General features: G+C 39.0%; 11 protein-coding genes. 9 read left to right on the top strand and 2 right to left on the bottom strand.

The window, feature by feature from the left end; genetic code table 11:
• Nucleotides 1–13 precede the first annotated feature (13 nt).
• Nucleotides 14–1,192, bottom strand: coding sequence for an efflux RND transporter periplasmic adaptor subunit (locus AC1DO4_RS17295; RefSeq protein WP_477418025.1), 1,179 nt, complete (start codon nucleotides 1,190–1,192; stop codon nucleotides 14–16).
• A gap of 119 nt (nucleotides 1,193–1,311) precedes the next feature.
• On the bottom strand, nucleotides 1,312–2,661 hold the full coding sequence (locus AC1DO4_RS17290) for a TolC family protein (RefSeq protein ID WP_477418023.1): 1,350 nt from the start codon (nucleotides 2,659–2,661) through the stop codon (nucleotides 1,312–1,314).
• Between the two features lie 367 nt (nucleotides 2,662–3,028).
• Here AC1DO4_RS17290 and spt point away from each other — a divergent pair, with 367 nt between their 5' ends.
• The 9 genes from spt to AC1DO4_RS17245 all read left to right on the top strand — a co-directional run bounded on the left by spt (nucleotide 3,029) and on the right by AC1DO4_RS17245 (nucleotide 14,736).
• Nucleotides 3,029–4,234 carry a serine palmitoyltransferase gene (gene spt, locus AC1DO4_RS17285; protein ID WP_477418021.1) on the top strand — a complete coding sequence of 402 codons (1,206 nt, stop codon included), beginning with the start codon at nucleotides 3,029–3,031 and terminating at the stop codon, nucleotides 4,232–4,234.
• A gap of 104 nt (nucleotides 4,235–4,338) precedes the next feature.
• Complete coding sequence (locus tag AC1DO4_RS17280; protein ID WP_477418019.1) at nucleotides 4,339–5,457, top strand: N-acetyltransferase family protein; 1,119 nt, start codon at nucleotides 4,339–4,341, stop codon at nucleotides 5,455–5,457.
• A complete protein-coding gene (locus AC1DO4_RS17275) occupies nucleotides 5,454–6,440 on the top strand; it encodes an NAD-dependent epimerase/dehydratase family protein (RefSeq protein ID WP_477418017.1) in 987 nt (328 codons plus the stop codon). Before AC1DO4_RS17280 ends, AC1DO4_RS17275 begins: the two co-directional genes overlap by 4 nt.
• 209 nt (nucleotides 6,441–6,649) lie before the next feature.
• Nucleotides 6,650–7,975: an inositol-3-phosphate synthase gene (locus AC1DO4_RS17270; protein WP_477418015.1), complete on the top strand. Its 1,326-nt coding sequence runs from the start codon at nucleotides 6,650–6,652 to the stop codon at nucleotides 7,973–7,975.
• 614 nt (nucleotides 7,976–8,589) lie between these two features.
• Nucleotides 8,590–11,151, top strand: coding sequence for a DUF5686 family protein (locus tag AC1DO4_RS17265; protein ID WP_477418013.1), 2,562 nt, complete (start codon nucleotides 8,590–8,592; stop codon nucleotides 11,149–11,151).
• Nucleotides 11,152–11,177: 26 nt separating this feature from the next.
• Nucleotides 11,178–11,903, top strand: coding sequence for a CDP-alcohol phosphatidyltransferase family protein (locus AC1DO4_RS17260; RefSeq protein ID WP_477403878.1), 726 nt, complete (start codon nucleotides 11,178–11,180; stop codon nucleotides 11,901–11,903).
• A 255-nt stretch (nucleotides 11,904–12,158) separates the two neighbouring features.
• Nucleotides 12,159–12,782 carry a sterol desaturase family protein gene (locus AC1DO4_RS17255; protein WP_477418011.1) on the top strand — a complete coding sequence of 208 codons (624 nt, stop codon included), beginning with the start codon at nucleotides 12,159–12,161 and terminating at the stop codon, nucleotides 12,780–12,782.
• A 10-nt stretch (nucleotides 12,783–12,792) separates the two neighbouring features.
• The gene (locus AC1DO4_RS17250) at nucleotides 12,793–13,722 is read left to right on the top strand and encodes a phosphatase PAP2 family protein (RefSeq protein WP_477418009.1); all 930 of its coding nucleotides are present in this window, start codon (nucleotides 12,793–12,795) and stop codon (nucleotides 13,720–13,722) included.
• Nucleotides 13,723–13,965: 243 nt separating this feature from the next.
• Nucleotides 13,966–14,736, top strand: coding sequence for a hypothetical protein (locus AC1DO4_RS17245; RefSeq protein WP_477418007.1), 771 nt, complete (start codon nucleotides 13,966–13,968; stop codon nucleotides 14,734–14,736).
• Nucleotides 14,737–14,892 lie beyond the last annotated feature (156 nt).

Genomic DNA, 14,892 nt, shown 5'->3' with positions numbered 1-14,892 from the left:
TCGTATATAAACACTATTTTTTTGGAGCCGCACCTGCAGGCGGGCCACCGGCGCCAAGCGTTATTCTGCCGCCATCGCGCAAACGCTGAAAGCCATCGGTCACCACCTTGTCGCCAGCTTTGATACCAGCCATAACCACTATATCTGTATTAACACGGGGACCAAGCTTTACCTTTACCTGGTTGGCAATAGTATCGCGCCTGTCTTTTATGGTTTTATCCTGGGCGGTATCTTTAACTGTAGTATCTCTGGTTACAAAAACAAAAAATTCGCCCATTTGCTCGGTTACCGCTTTATTAGGTATCTGCACCCTGTTGCCCGATTGCCCATTCAATACCTGTAAAACACAGCTCATGCCATCCTTCAGTACATCATCCTCATTAGGGAACTGGATGCGTACTTTAATACTTCCGGTTCCGCTGTTTACTCCCCTGTCAATAGCTAAAACCTTACCGGTTTTATTATAAGTGTTACCATCGGGCAGCTGTAGTTTAAAAGTGGTATCGCTGCTTGCTTTTTGCAGATTATAAAAGCGGTTAATATCCTGCTCGTTAATTACAACGTCGACACCAATAGGATGCTCGGCCGATATGGTGTTCATAAGCGTAGTACCCACAGCAATCTGAGCACCCAGCCTCACCTGCGAAATACCTATGCGCCCTGTGAAAGGCGCCCGGATGGTAGCGTAAGAAAGATCTGTAGCAGCCGATGCAAGTCCCGCTTTAGCTACAGCCACCTGGCTTTTATTTGTTTCATATGCAGCGGTAGCCTGGTCAACAGTTTGGCGGGCAATAGCATCGTTTTTCAACAGCATATTATACCTGTCAACATCTTTTTGGGCTTTTACCAGGTTGGCCTGGGCGCTTAACACATTAGCCTGGGCTTGCTGATATGCTGCTTCATATTTACGTTTATCAATTTCATAAAGCACTTTGCCCTTTTGTACAACATCACCTTCCTTAAAAAATATACCCGTTACAAAACCCGGCACCTGGCTACGCAGCTCAACAGTGTTAATAGATATTACTACTCCCTGGTACCTATCATAATAGGTAGCCTCTGCAGTTTTGGCTTCGGCAATTGAAACCGGTGTTGGTGGCTGCGCGGCTGCGCCACCCTTACCGGCTTTACCACATGATACCCATGTTATTAATGCTGCCGGGGCTAACCAATATATATATCTGTTTTTCATTATAGTGATTTGTTTTTTAAAGGTAATGAAGCTATCATGAGCGTTTATTTTTTGTTTTTAAGTGGCAACTCATGATGGTTTCATTATAGGGTTGTTCGTTTAAATTCTATTTAATATTGTTATTGTACCGTTAATGTCCCCAATGATCTTTGCAGATCGATCTTACTGGCCAGCAGCTGGAACAAGGCATTATAATAGTTCAGCTCGGCAGTACGCAGGTCTGATTGTGCTACAATAACATCAAGGTAAGTTTTAACCCCCTCACGGTATTGCAGGCTTACTATTTTATATACATCCCTTGCCAGGTCTACGTTTTCACGCACCAGCCGGTAACTGGTGTAGTTGCTTTTATAGCCGGCCAATGCCTGCACATACTCGGTATTGATGCTGTTGCGGGTATTTTCTATATCCAGGTCGGTACGCTCAACCTGTAAGCGCGCTTTTGCTAAATTTTGCAGGCGTTTGCCTCCCTGGAAAATTGGCAGGCCTAAAGTAATACCGGCATAACCCGTTGGATAGGCATTGCTATAAAGATTATTAAAATCATGATTAAAGTATGCATAATTATAACTGCCTACCGCCGATATAGAAGGTAAAAAGCCGTAACGGTAATAGTTAATGTTTAAACTCTTAAGCGCTTTTGAGCTTTGCAGCAGCCTAAATTCGATGCGGTTGTTTACATCCAGTGTTTGATTGGTATCAATGTAGGCCTCCTGTTCGTATCGTGATGAATCGTATGATAGCGTTAAGGGCTTTTCGCCACCAATACCCATGATCTGTTTTAAATAGGCCGTTTTGCTTTTTATTGATTCTTCTGTCGCCTTACGTGTAGCTATCGAATTATTGAGGGCAATGGTTGCCTGCTTATAATCTGTTTTATCAGATACGCCTGCCTGGTACCTGTTGGTGGCATCTTTTAAGCTACGCTGCAGCCGTGTAATATCCTCGTTGGTAATATTAAGCTGTTTTTGCGATAACAATACATCAAAAAAAGCCTTGCTTACATCCGATACAACACCTATCTGGGTGCTTAAAGTATTTTCCCTGTAATACTCGCGCGAGTACCTGGATGCTTTTGAAGCCAGGAATACATCATTATTATATAATACCTGCGATGCTGTAACACCCAGTGTCGACAGGTTACGGATACTGCCTGAATTTGAAGGGATATTGGCACCTCCTGCACCCGCCTGCGGGCTGCCTTTAAAATAGTAGTTATATAGTCCCGATGAATTTACCTGCGGCAGCCATCCTGATAAACCTATCCTGATATCGCGCTCATTGATCTGTTCATCAATAGAAGCCTGCCTTACTGCTGGTTGATTGCGCAGCGCATAATCAACAGCTTGCTTAAGCGAAACCGATCCCCCACCAATGGTATCAACCCCGCCTTGAGCAAAAACCGGCGAATGTAAAATTAATGTTAAATTAATTATCGTTAAGATGGATAGGTTTTTTAGTTTTTTCATACGAAGGAAATAGATGTCAATGCAAACTGACATAAACTACAAAACAAAGTTGCTATAGTTTTAATCGAATTACACAGGGGAGTGCGAATATGTGATTAATATCAACAAAATATTATGAACCACAAGAATATTACCGAAATTTTATAAATGCATGGCAAAAACCTACCAATTTTCGGTTTTTACAAAAAAATGAAAATATAAGGTGCGAAATAAACAAAAAAATTAATTAATTTGCCATGTAATATGAATACACCTTTATCAATTAGGTTAACCTAATGATAAGCTATTTTTAAAAAAATTACACTTACCGTATAAGTTATTTGCTTATTCATGGTATTTTTACGCAAAATTTAAGCAGAGTTAATACATGGTTAAAAAACTACATGGGAAAATCGCCGAGTTCCAGGTTGCAAATATGCTCCGGGAAAAGGGATTGTATCCTTATTTCAGGCCTATTGAGTCTGCTCAGGACACTGAAGTTTTAATAGATAATAAAAGAGTGTTAATGTTTGGTTCTAATTCCTACTTAGGCCTTACCAATCACCCTAAAATTAAGGAAGCTTCAAAAAAAGCGATCGATAAATACGGCACAGGTTGTGCCGGATCTCGCTTTTTAAATGGCACACTCGATATTCACATCGAGTTAGAGAACAGGCTTGCCAGCTATGTTGGCAAAGAAGCTACTGTACTATTCAGCACTGGTTACCAGGTAAACCTTGGGGTACTATCATGCATAACCGGTCGTAATGATTATATCATATTGGATGAGTATGATCATGCCTGTATCATTGATGGCAGCAGGCTTTCGTTTTCGAAAGTGATTAAATATGCCCACAATGATATGAACGACCTGCAGCGTAAACTGGCCTTATTGCCAGAGGATGCTGTAAAAATTATTGCTGTTGATGGTATATTCAGCATGGAAGGTGATATTGTTAAGCTACCACAGATAGTTGATCTTGCCGATCAGTATGGTGCAAACATCATGATAGATGATGCGCACAGCCTTGGGGTAATTGGCCATAAAGGTGCCGGTACCGCATCGCATTTTAACCTTACTGATGATGTTGACCTTATCATGGGTACTTTTAGTAAGTCATTGGCATCGTTAGGTGGTTTTATTGCCAGCGATAAGGATACCATTGATTACATAAAACACCGCGCGCGTTCATTGATGTTTAGCGCCAGTATGCCTCCGGGTTCTGTTGCCAGCGTTATTGCCGCACTTGATATCATCGAATCGGAGCCGGAAAGGATCCAGAAACTTTGGGATAATACCAACTATGCCATGAAGCTGTTACTGGAAGAAGGCTTTGACCTTGGTCCTACCGAAAGCCCGATATTACCTATTTACGTACGTGATAACGAAAAAACTTTCCTTGTAACCAAACAATTACAAGCCGATGGTGTGTTTGTTAACCCGGTAGTTTCGCCGGCTGTACCTTCAGATTCATCGTTGCTGCGTTTCTCGTTAATGGCAACTCATACCTTTGCGCAAATTGATGAAGCCGTTGAAAAACTTGCAAAAGCGTTTAAAGAAGTAGGCGTTACTTCTGTTAAAGAAAAAATATAATAAAATGTCCGTATGTATTTGTTGCTGTTTTAGTTTAAAACAAGCTCATGTGCATACGGACTTTTCAGTTTCTATGGCCTTAGGGCAATTATTGAATACCACTCATGATAAAAATTGTAACGGTTAATTCTAAAAAGGAATTAGCTTCATTTATTGATTTTCCGCATGATTTGTATGAGGGCGACCCAAACTATGTTCCCGAACTGTTTATAGCCCAACGGGATTTGCTAACCATTCACCCTTTTCATAAGCACAACACAGTACAGCCTTTTTTAGCTTATGACGGCGATAAAATTGTAGGCCGGATTGCCGCCATACTCAATAATGCGCACAATGAGTATAACCATGTTAACGATGGTTTTTTTGGTTTTTTTGATTGTGTAAATGATATAAATGTATCCACCTTACTTTTTGAAACCGTAACCCAATGGCTTAAAGAGAAAGGAGTGAGCGGTAAACTTTTAGGCCCGGTAAACTTTAGCACCAATGAGCCTTGCGGTTTATTGATTGAAGGATTTGATAGTCCTGCCTTTTTAATGAATACCTATAACAAACCTTACTATGCCAACCTCATTGAAGCCTACGGCCTTAGCAAAGATGTTGATCTTATTGCGTGGCATTGGGACGGCCAGGCTTATGATGATAAATCAGTTAGGTTATTAAACTCTTTAGAGGAGCGCTTAAAGCGGAATAATATCATTATCCGCAAGGTAAACATGAAAAAATTCAAGGAAGATGCTGCTAAACTGCGCGAGGTTTATAACTCCGCCTGGGATAGCAATACCGGCTTTGTACCTTTAACCGATGAAGAATTTGACTACCTGGCCAAAGATCTTAAACTGATCCTCGATCCTGATTTTGCATTGGTTGCCGAGCAGGAAGGCAAAATAGTTGCGTTTGGTTTAGCCCTGCCCAATTATAATGAGATTTTTCAAAAGATAAAACGCGGGCGGTTATTACCTACAGGCATCTTTAAGCTATTATTTGGCAAAAAAAATATCCAGAGTATCCGTATTTACGCGTTGGGGGTTATTGATGGCTACCGTAAAATGGGTATAGAGGCTTGTTTATACGGTACCATTATAAGAGAATATAAAAGAAAAGGATTTAAACATGCCGAAGCCGGATGGACTTTGGAACATAATGATATGGTGAACCGCGCCATTGAAGCTATTAAAGGCGATCCATACAAAAAATACAGGTTATACCAGAAAGCGATATGAGGGAACGGGTTTTAATAACCGGGGCAAGTGGGTTTGCAGGATTTCACATTATAGAGGAGGCATTACATAACAATCTTGAAGTGTATGCCGCAGTGCGCAAAAGCAGTAAGATAGATCACTTAAAACATCTTGACATCAACTTTGTAAACCTCGATTACCGGGATCTTTCGGCCTTAAAACAACAACTGAGTTATATAAAACCTCATTATATTATCCATGCGGCAGGTGTTACCGCAGCCAAATCACAGGCGGCATACAACTACATTAATGCCACACACACGTTTAACCTGGCATCGGCTGCAGTACAGGCAGATATAAACCTAAAAAAATTCGTGCTCATCAGCAGCCTTGCTGCGCTTGGCCCGCTTAAAACATTGGTGGGTTCCATCAGCGAAAATATAAAGCCCAACCCGGTTACGGCCTACGGCCGCAGTAAGTTATTGGCCGAGAATCAACTTAAAACTATAGAAAATTTAAATTATACCATTTTACGCCCTACCGCTATATATGGACCAAGGGATACCGGCATATTTATATTTTTTAAGCAGCTCACCCGGGGACTTGAACCTTATATGGGTAAAGCCGAGCAAAAACTTACCTTTATTTATGTAAAAGATGTTGCAAAAGCTGCTATTAAATCGCTGTACGACTGGAATATTTCAGACTACAACCTTAGCGACGGCAATTTTTATAGTAAATATGAGTTAGCTAATTTAGCAAAGGAAGCGCTAAGCTTAAAAACCTTCAAATTTCATTTGCCTGTAATATTTGTAAAAATAATAGCATTGGTATCAGAAAAAGTAAGTTCTTTGAGCAATAGGGCTGCCATATTAAATACCGAAAAACTTAATGAGCTTATGGCCGTAAACTGGTCTGTTGACATTGAAAAAGCAAAATCAGAACTTGGGTTTTATCCAACCTATAACTTAAAGACCGGTTTAATAGAAACGCTGAAATGGTATAGGGCCAATGATTGGCTATAACCGGGCAAACTAAAATAATCATTACAAAACATGCACTTTAAAATTAAAAAACAATAAAATTATGTTAATTTACTTAAACGTTTAAGTAAATTGATAATCAAACACTTAGCACAATTAACACAAACCATTTCCTGTTAAAACATTAAGGTAAAACCGGTAAAACCAAACAGATGGTCCGGGCCATAATAATTAAACAATAAACAATTACAATGAAAATTAAAATCTCTCCTGCCGAAGGCAAACTGGGAATCCTTATCCCAGGCTTAGGCGCTGTAGCCACCACACTGATTGCCGGCGTTGAAGCTGTAAAAAAAGGCATCTCGCAACCAATTGGCTCTCTTACACAAATGGGTCACATTCGTTTAGGTAAACGAACTGAAAACCGTAACCCTAAAATTAATGAATTTGTTCCGCTTGCTAATTTAAACGACATTGTTTTTGGCGGATGGGATGTTTATGATGATAACGTTTTTGAAGCTGCTTCAAACGCTAAAGTACTTGAGCCCGCGCTATTAAACGCCGTAAAAGCCAAGTTGGAAGCTATTGTACCCATGAAGGCTGCTTTTGACCATAATTACGCCAAAAACCTTACCGGCACCCACGTTAAAACCGGTACACGTTATGAACTGGCGCAACAGGTAATGGAGGATATTAAAAACTTCAAAGAAAAAAACGGTCTTGACAGGGTAGTACTTGTATGGTGCGGTTCAACAGAAATTTATTACGAGGCATCGGCAATTCACCAGTCACTTGCAGCCTTTGAACAGGCTTTAAAGGATGATGATAAACTGATTGCACCAAGTATGATATATGCTTATGCTGCTTTAAAATTAGGTGTACCTTTCTCAAACGGCGCCCCTAACTTAACAGTTGATATTCCGGCTTTAATTGAACTTGCCAAATTAACCAAAACCCCTATTGCGGGTAAGGATTTTAAAACCGGCCAAACTTTAATGAAAACAATTTTAGCGCCAGGCTTAGCTGCACGTTCATTAGGTGTACACGGGTGGTTTTCAACCAACATTCTTGGTAACCGCGACGGCCTTGTGCTTGATGATCCGGATAACTTTAAAACCAAAGAAGTATCAAAACTGGGCGTACTGGAGGATATTTTTAAACCTGAAGATAACCCGGAACTTTATGGCAACATTTACCATAAAATCAGGATCAACTACTATCCACCGCATGGCGATAACAAAGAAAGCTGGGATAACATAGACATTTTTGGCTGGTTAGGCTATAAAATGCAGATCAAGATCAACTTCCTCTGCCGCGACTCTATCCTGGCCGCCCCTATCGCGCTTGACCTTGCCTTATTTAGTGATATGGCAAAAAGAGCCGGCATGAGCGGGATCCAGGAATGGTTATCCTTCTACCTTAAATCGCCGCAAACCGCGGCAGGTTTACATCCCGAGAATGATATATTTAAACAGTTGATAAAATTGGAAAACACGCTGCGCTACTTAATGGGCGAAGATTTGATAACTCATCTTGGCTTAGATTACTACGATGATATGTTTGCCGAAGAAGCATAATAAAACAATATAAAATAATAACAGCCGTATATTGATTCAATTCTTTATGCGGCTGTTTATTTAAACTTAATTTAAGATCCATAATTATCTATTAGTTAACCTGTTAATAATTGTTAAATTTGGGGAATTTATAACCCCTAAAACATATCATTTTAATTACAATTGCAGCAAAATTTAATAATCACATCTAAAAATCAACACCTTACGTAATTGATACATATTATCACGAAACAAAAAGGTGATAATATATATCTAATAGTGCCGTTTGCTCAATAGTATAATTTAAAGATATTAATAACGATGTGCACCTTTGCTATTAATGCGGACAATATTTGACTTTTTGACCACATTAGTCTGTAGGGATTTTTTTTACCTTTGAAGCGCAGTTGCAGGCTATGTATAAGGGTTGTAAAAGGTGCAGGAAACATGCTTAAATAAAGCAGGTGAAGCGCCGGGCAGATCAGCTGGATGAAAAGTGTAAACGATTGATCGATCTGTAGTTTTGAACTGGTAATTTACAATATCAGCATTCAAAATGGGTTTTGGTGGCCAGGTTGCTGGCTACTATTTTATCAATCAAAAAAAGTTTGTATTTGCATAATTGCATAAAGTACATGGAGTTTAAAAAATTTTACAAAAGTTTATTCTTTTCGATATTCTTTTTTTCTGTCACATCATTATTTGCCCAAACTACCATTATAACAGGTACGGTTACTGATGCAGGTAATAAACAAACACTTCCTTATGTTGTAGTTAGTTTTACCGGCACTACTACGGGTGTTACTACTGATAATAATGGCAAATATCGCCTTTCAACAAACCAGCTTTCATACAAACAAATTAAAATATCCTTTTTAGGTTACAAGGACGCATTTTTAACTGTTGTTCCGGGTAAGGAGCAGGTTATAAATGTAAGGCTTTTCCCATCGGCGCAGCAACTTAACGAGGTTAATATTAAAGCAGGTAAAAAACCAAAGTACCGTAACAAGGATAACCCGGCGGTTGAATTGATTCGTAAAGTTATCGAGAATAAAGAAAAAAATCGCCCTGAAGCTTACAGCTATGTAGAATACCGGGAATACGATAAGATGATGTTTGGTGCTGCCAACGTTTCGGCACAATTCTCTGACCGTAAGTTTTTCAGGAAATATAAGTTTGTATTAGATAACCGCGATAGCACATCTATACCCGGTAAATCAATATTACCTATTTTCCTGAACGAAAAACTGCTACAGAATTATTATCGTAAAAACCCCGAAAAAACCAGGGAGGTAATTTTGGGCGAAAAAAGTGTAAACTTTGGCCCTGCTGTAGATAATTCGGGTTTAACACAGTACTTTAAACACCTTTATACAAAGGTTGATATTTACGATAATAACGTATTTCTGATAACGAGCCAGTTTTTAAGCCCAATATCAAATAACTCTCCTAATTACTATAAGTTTTTTATAACCGATACCATTACCGATAGTAAAAACCAAAAACTGGTTCAACTAAGTTTTACACCGCGCAATACAAATGATGTATTATTTGAGGGAAGTATCTACATAACGCTCGATGGTAATTATGCGGTTCAAAAGGCTACTTTATTGGTAAATAAGCATATCAATATTAATTTTATCCGGTCGATACAGGTTGACCTGGATTTTGAACAAAATCCCGACGGCCGTTACCATTTAAGTAAGAGCAACACCATTGCCGATTTTGGCGCTTCAAAAAAGGACGCCAAAAGCAGTTTATTTGGTATGCGTACCATAACTTATGGTAATTACATTGTAAACAAACCCAGGCCGGATACTGCCTATACCAAGCAATCAGAAGAAGCATCCGACGAAGCCCGGAACCGAACTGAGGCTTTCTGGACAGAAAATCGCCTGGATACCTTAACAACTGCCGAATCAAAGGTTTATAAAAACATCGACAGCTTAAAAAACATGCCATCCTTTAAGCGTACAGTTGATATTGCCACGCTGCTGCTTGCAGGTTACAAAGGTTTTGGGAAGTTTGAAATTGGCCCTGCAAATACATTTTACAGCTTTAACCCGGTTGAAGGTTTTAAATTGAGGTTTGGTGGTCGTACCACCCCCGAATTAAGCAGGCGTTATTATTTTGAAACTTATGCCGCCTATGGTTTTAGGGATCAGCGCTGGAAATATTTCGTGAGTGGTACCTACTCGTTAAACAATAAATCTATTTATAAATTCCCCCAAAATTATATAAGGGCAAGCTTCCAGCGTGATACCAAAATCCCGGGTTTAAACCTGCAGTTTGTTCAGGAAGATAACTTATTGCTGTCATTTAAACGCGGGGTAAATGACAAATACCTTTATAACGATAACTACAGGTTAGATTATGCACATGAATTTGAAAGCCACTTTTCATACAATGCAGGTTTTAATAAATGGACACAGGAACCAGCGGGGTCACTTTATTTTAACAATGTTGTAAACGGTCAGCCAAATTCTATCCATGACCTTACCACAACCCAGCTTACTGCCGGAATCCGTTATGCCCCTCACGAAGAATTTTACCAGGGTAAAATTTATCGCATACCTATTCCTAATAAATACCCCACCTACCAACTGCAGTATACTGCCGGTGTAAAAAACCTGTTTGGCGGCGAGTATAATTATCAAAAAATTGACGCCCGTATTGACAAGCGTGTTTATGAATCGCAATTGGGTTATGCAGATGTTAACTTAAGCGGAGGTAAACTATTTGGCTCGGTACCATATCCATTGTTAACCATTCATCATGCCAACCAAACCTATGCTTATGATATTGATTCATATAACTTAATGAACTTTTTAGAGTTTGCCAGTGATAAATACGCAAGCTTCAGAATCGATCAGCACTTTATGGGTTTCTTTTTTAACAAGGTACCTTTGTTAAAAAAATTAAAATGGCGCGAAGTATTTTCGGCAAAAGTTTTGTATGGTAGTTTAAGTGACCAAAACAATCCAAACCTACATCCGTCTTTATATCAATTCCCTGTTGATGGCAATGGGGTGCCAATTACCTATACACTTGGTAAAACACCTTACGTTGAGGGTAGTGTTGGTGTCGAAAATATATTTAAATTTATACGGATTGATTTTGTGAAGAGATTTAATTATTTAGACCACCCGGATATATCACAATGGGGCTTCCGTGTAAGAGTTAAATTTGATTTTTAATTTTGTAACATCAAACTATTACAAAAATGGAACAGAAAATATCGTTAAGAACAAACCTGCAGTTGGGTATTTACCGGGTAATTGATCCCGTTGTAAAAATCCTGATCAAAGTTGGCTTAACTCCAAACGCAGTTACATCAATTGGTTTTGTGCTGAACGTAGGTGTAGCCGCCATATTTATTTTAGGTGCCGAAGAAGGTAACCGGGGCGATTTACGCTATGTTGGCTGGGCTGGCGGCCTGATATTGTTTGCCGGTTTGTTTGATATGCTTGATGGCCAGGTGGCCCGTTTGGGTAATATGAAATCAACTTTTGGCGCTCTGTATGATTCGGTGCTTGACCGTTACAGCGAACTGATTATGTTCCTGGGTATTTGTTATTACCTGGTAGGTCATCACTACTTTATAAGCTCTATAGCGGCTTTTATAGCCCTTATTGGTTCCATGATGGTAAGCTATGTGAGGGCACGCGCCGAAGGTTTGGGTGTTGAAATAAAAGGCGGTTTAATGCAAAGGCCCGAGCGTGTGGTTACTATTGGTTTATGCGCGTTATTAAGCGGCATTGTGGCTCAGTATATTGGCGGCAATTACAAATTGTTTGTACCGGGCATAAAGTTTCACATATTTGAACCTATTTCAATATTTACATTTCCGCTTGTTATACTGGCTGTGTTAACCAACATTACCGCGTTTAACAGGCTAAGAGAGGCTAAAAGAGCTTTAATAAAACAAGAAGAAGAGGATAAGTTGTAAAGTCAAAGTCTTTAGCTGTTAACCACCCGGATTAAAGTCCCTGATTGTACCAAATCCAAAACCTGGAACTTTTGACTTAAGACCTCATCAAAATATCATATCTTCGTAACAATTAAATAATGGCATTTACATATTGGTAAATGTTTGTTAAAATTGAGCCGGATTAACAATTGTATCCGGAAATTAAATTCAGATCAACATAAAAGATAAAATAACAGGCAGACAAATCATCAAGCATTTTAAACCTGATATGCCATGAAAAAGAATTATGTATCCAACTCACATGAGTCTGTGAGGATGTTTAAAAGCAACTTTTTAGAGAGTTTATCAAAGGTACATTATACCGTACCCCTGTATATTTTTGTACCCGTTATTGTATACTCAACCTACCTGGCTTTTGCTGCGGGTATTGATGTGTTAAAATACGCAGAGCTGTTTATTTTAGGTTTGTTTGTGTGGACAATTACAGAATACATTATGCATCGTTTTGTATTCCATCTTAAACCAAACGAGAACTGGGAATGGGCAAAAAGGCTACATTTTATAATGCATGGCGTACACCATGATTACCCCAGCGATACCAAACGCCTGGTATTGCCACCCTCACTTAGTATACCTTTAGCTACTGGTTTTTACTTTTTATTTAAAGCCATATTGCCTGTAAACTATGTTTTTGGCTTTTTCCCGGGTTTTATATTAGGCTACCTGTTTTATGATATATCGCACTATGCTATGCATCATTTCAACTTTAAAAGCGGCTTGTTTAAAAAAATCAAACAACACCACATGCTGCATCATTACCAGGACCCCGACCGAGGTTATGGCGTAAGTTCACCATTGTGGGATAAAATATTCCGTTCAGGCTTCTTAAAAAAATAAAGTGGATAGTGTGGCACACAATAGTGTAACAATCAATATTAAAACTATACTTGTTGTTACACTAATTTCATTAGGTTATTTAGTACTCTCCTACTTTTTAATAGGTTACAAACCCGATGAGCTTGTATTGGTATTGATATTCAATTCCCTTTTTTACGCAGCTCCGGTTACCCGTAAATTTATTCTTGGCTTTAGTATATTCGTTGTGTACTGGATCATATTTGATTATATGAAGGCCTTCCCAAACTACAAATTCAATTCGGTACATATAGCCGATATTTACAATTTCGAAAAGCAGTTGTTTGGTATTCATTATAAAGGCAGCCTGCTAACGCCTAACGAATACTGGCGGGTAAATGGCAATACATTTATTGATGTGGCTGCAGGTATATTTTATTTATGCTGGATTCCGGTACCACTTGCTTTTGCGGCATCTTTATTTTTCAGGAACAAAAAGCAATTTCTTAAATTCTCGCTTACGTTTGTACTGGTAAACTTACTGGGCTTTGTAGTATACTACGCATTCCCCGCCGCACCACCATGGTATGTACAATATCACGGTTTTGCTTTTCAACCCCTAACACAAGGTAATACCGCCGGCCTGGCAAAGTTTGATGCCTATTTTAACGCGGGCGTATTTAAATCTATCTATGCAAAAGGCTCAAATGTCTTTGCGGCTATGCCATCACTACACTCATCATACCCTGTTATTGTTTTATATTATGGCATTAAAAACCGATTGGGCAGGGTGAACATATTTTTTGCTGTGGTAATGCTGGGTATTTGGTTTACCGCGGTATATGCAAGTCATCATTATATACTTGATGTATTGGCAGGTATTACCTGCGCTGCCATTGGCATTACACTTTTCAACTTCATACTTTCGCGGTTTAAACCAGTACAGCAGTTTATTAACCGGTATGAACAGGTTATTGTTTAGTACAATTAATCAATATTAGGTTAATATGGTGTACTATTTACTATACCAATTAATAATGTGCAAAAAATCGGAAAAATTGTGAATTAAAATCCGGCCGTCTGTATTTGATTAAATAATGGCCATTTCAGCCTAAAAACGGCTATTATTAATCATTTTATATAATAGGGATAAAGTGTTGATAATACAGGCACATTATTTGACTGTTGAATATGAAAATATACTGCTATATTCGATAGCCCCTATATGAAAAAACTACTTACTTGCCTCTTCTTTATTGTATTAGCCGGATTCAAATTATCAGCATATGCGGGTGACCTTGATAGTCTTAAGCAAAAATTACAGCTCACCACCGATTCATTAAAGGGCCCTATATACACCCAAATTGCCGCGCAATATTTAAATTACGATACTATTGCAAACAGGCACGTAAGATATTATTACCAAGGCGAAGCTTTAAATTATACCATGCTGGCCTTGCATACCTATTCAAGCATTAATGATTCTTTAGGTTTACGCACCTGTTATAATAATCTGTCAAAAATTTACCGGTCGCAACGTAAATACGTCCAGGCCAAGTGGTTTATTTTACAATCAAATAGCATATCGCGTCAAAAGAATGATGTACCCAATATCATCGCCTCATTAATTGAACTCTCGGCTATAAAAAGCGACATTAAAGACTATAAGCTGGCCATGCGCGACCTTAAGGAAGCCCTTAACCTTGCAATCAAAAATGCTGACCCTAAAAATGAATCGGCCGTACAGGTAGGTTTTGCAGGTTTGTACCGGCACATGAAAGATTACGAGAAGGCCACTATCGCCATAAAAAGGCATGAGTTTCTTGATGATAGCATCTTACATAAAGCCGAAGAGGACCGCCTTGCGCTTATAACCAAAAAAGATTCGGTTATAATCAAAAAACAGGTTGCAGTCATCGTCAAAAAAAAAGTATATACCTCGAGTTACAAAAGAGGTCCCAAACTCAGCTCGGCAAGGCATACGGTCTCGTTATAATACTCATTATTGCCCTTGCCGTAATGGCAATTGCTGTAATGATCTATTACTGGCGACGTAAAAAACCAAGCCGGTGGCGCATCCGGCCCCGGAAACCCAAACAATAACCTGGCTTCACTATACTATTGAAAATTAAACCCCGTTTCATTTAATTTG

The organism is Mucilaginibacter sp. P5_A6, from assembly GCF_056400585.1.
This window is presented reverse-complemented; position numbering and strand designations above follow the sequence as displayed.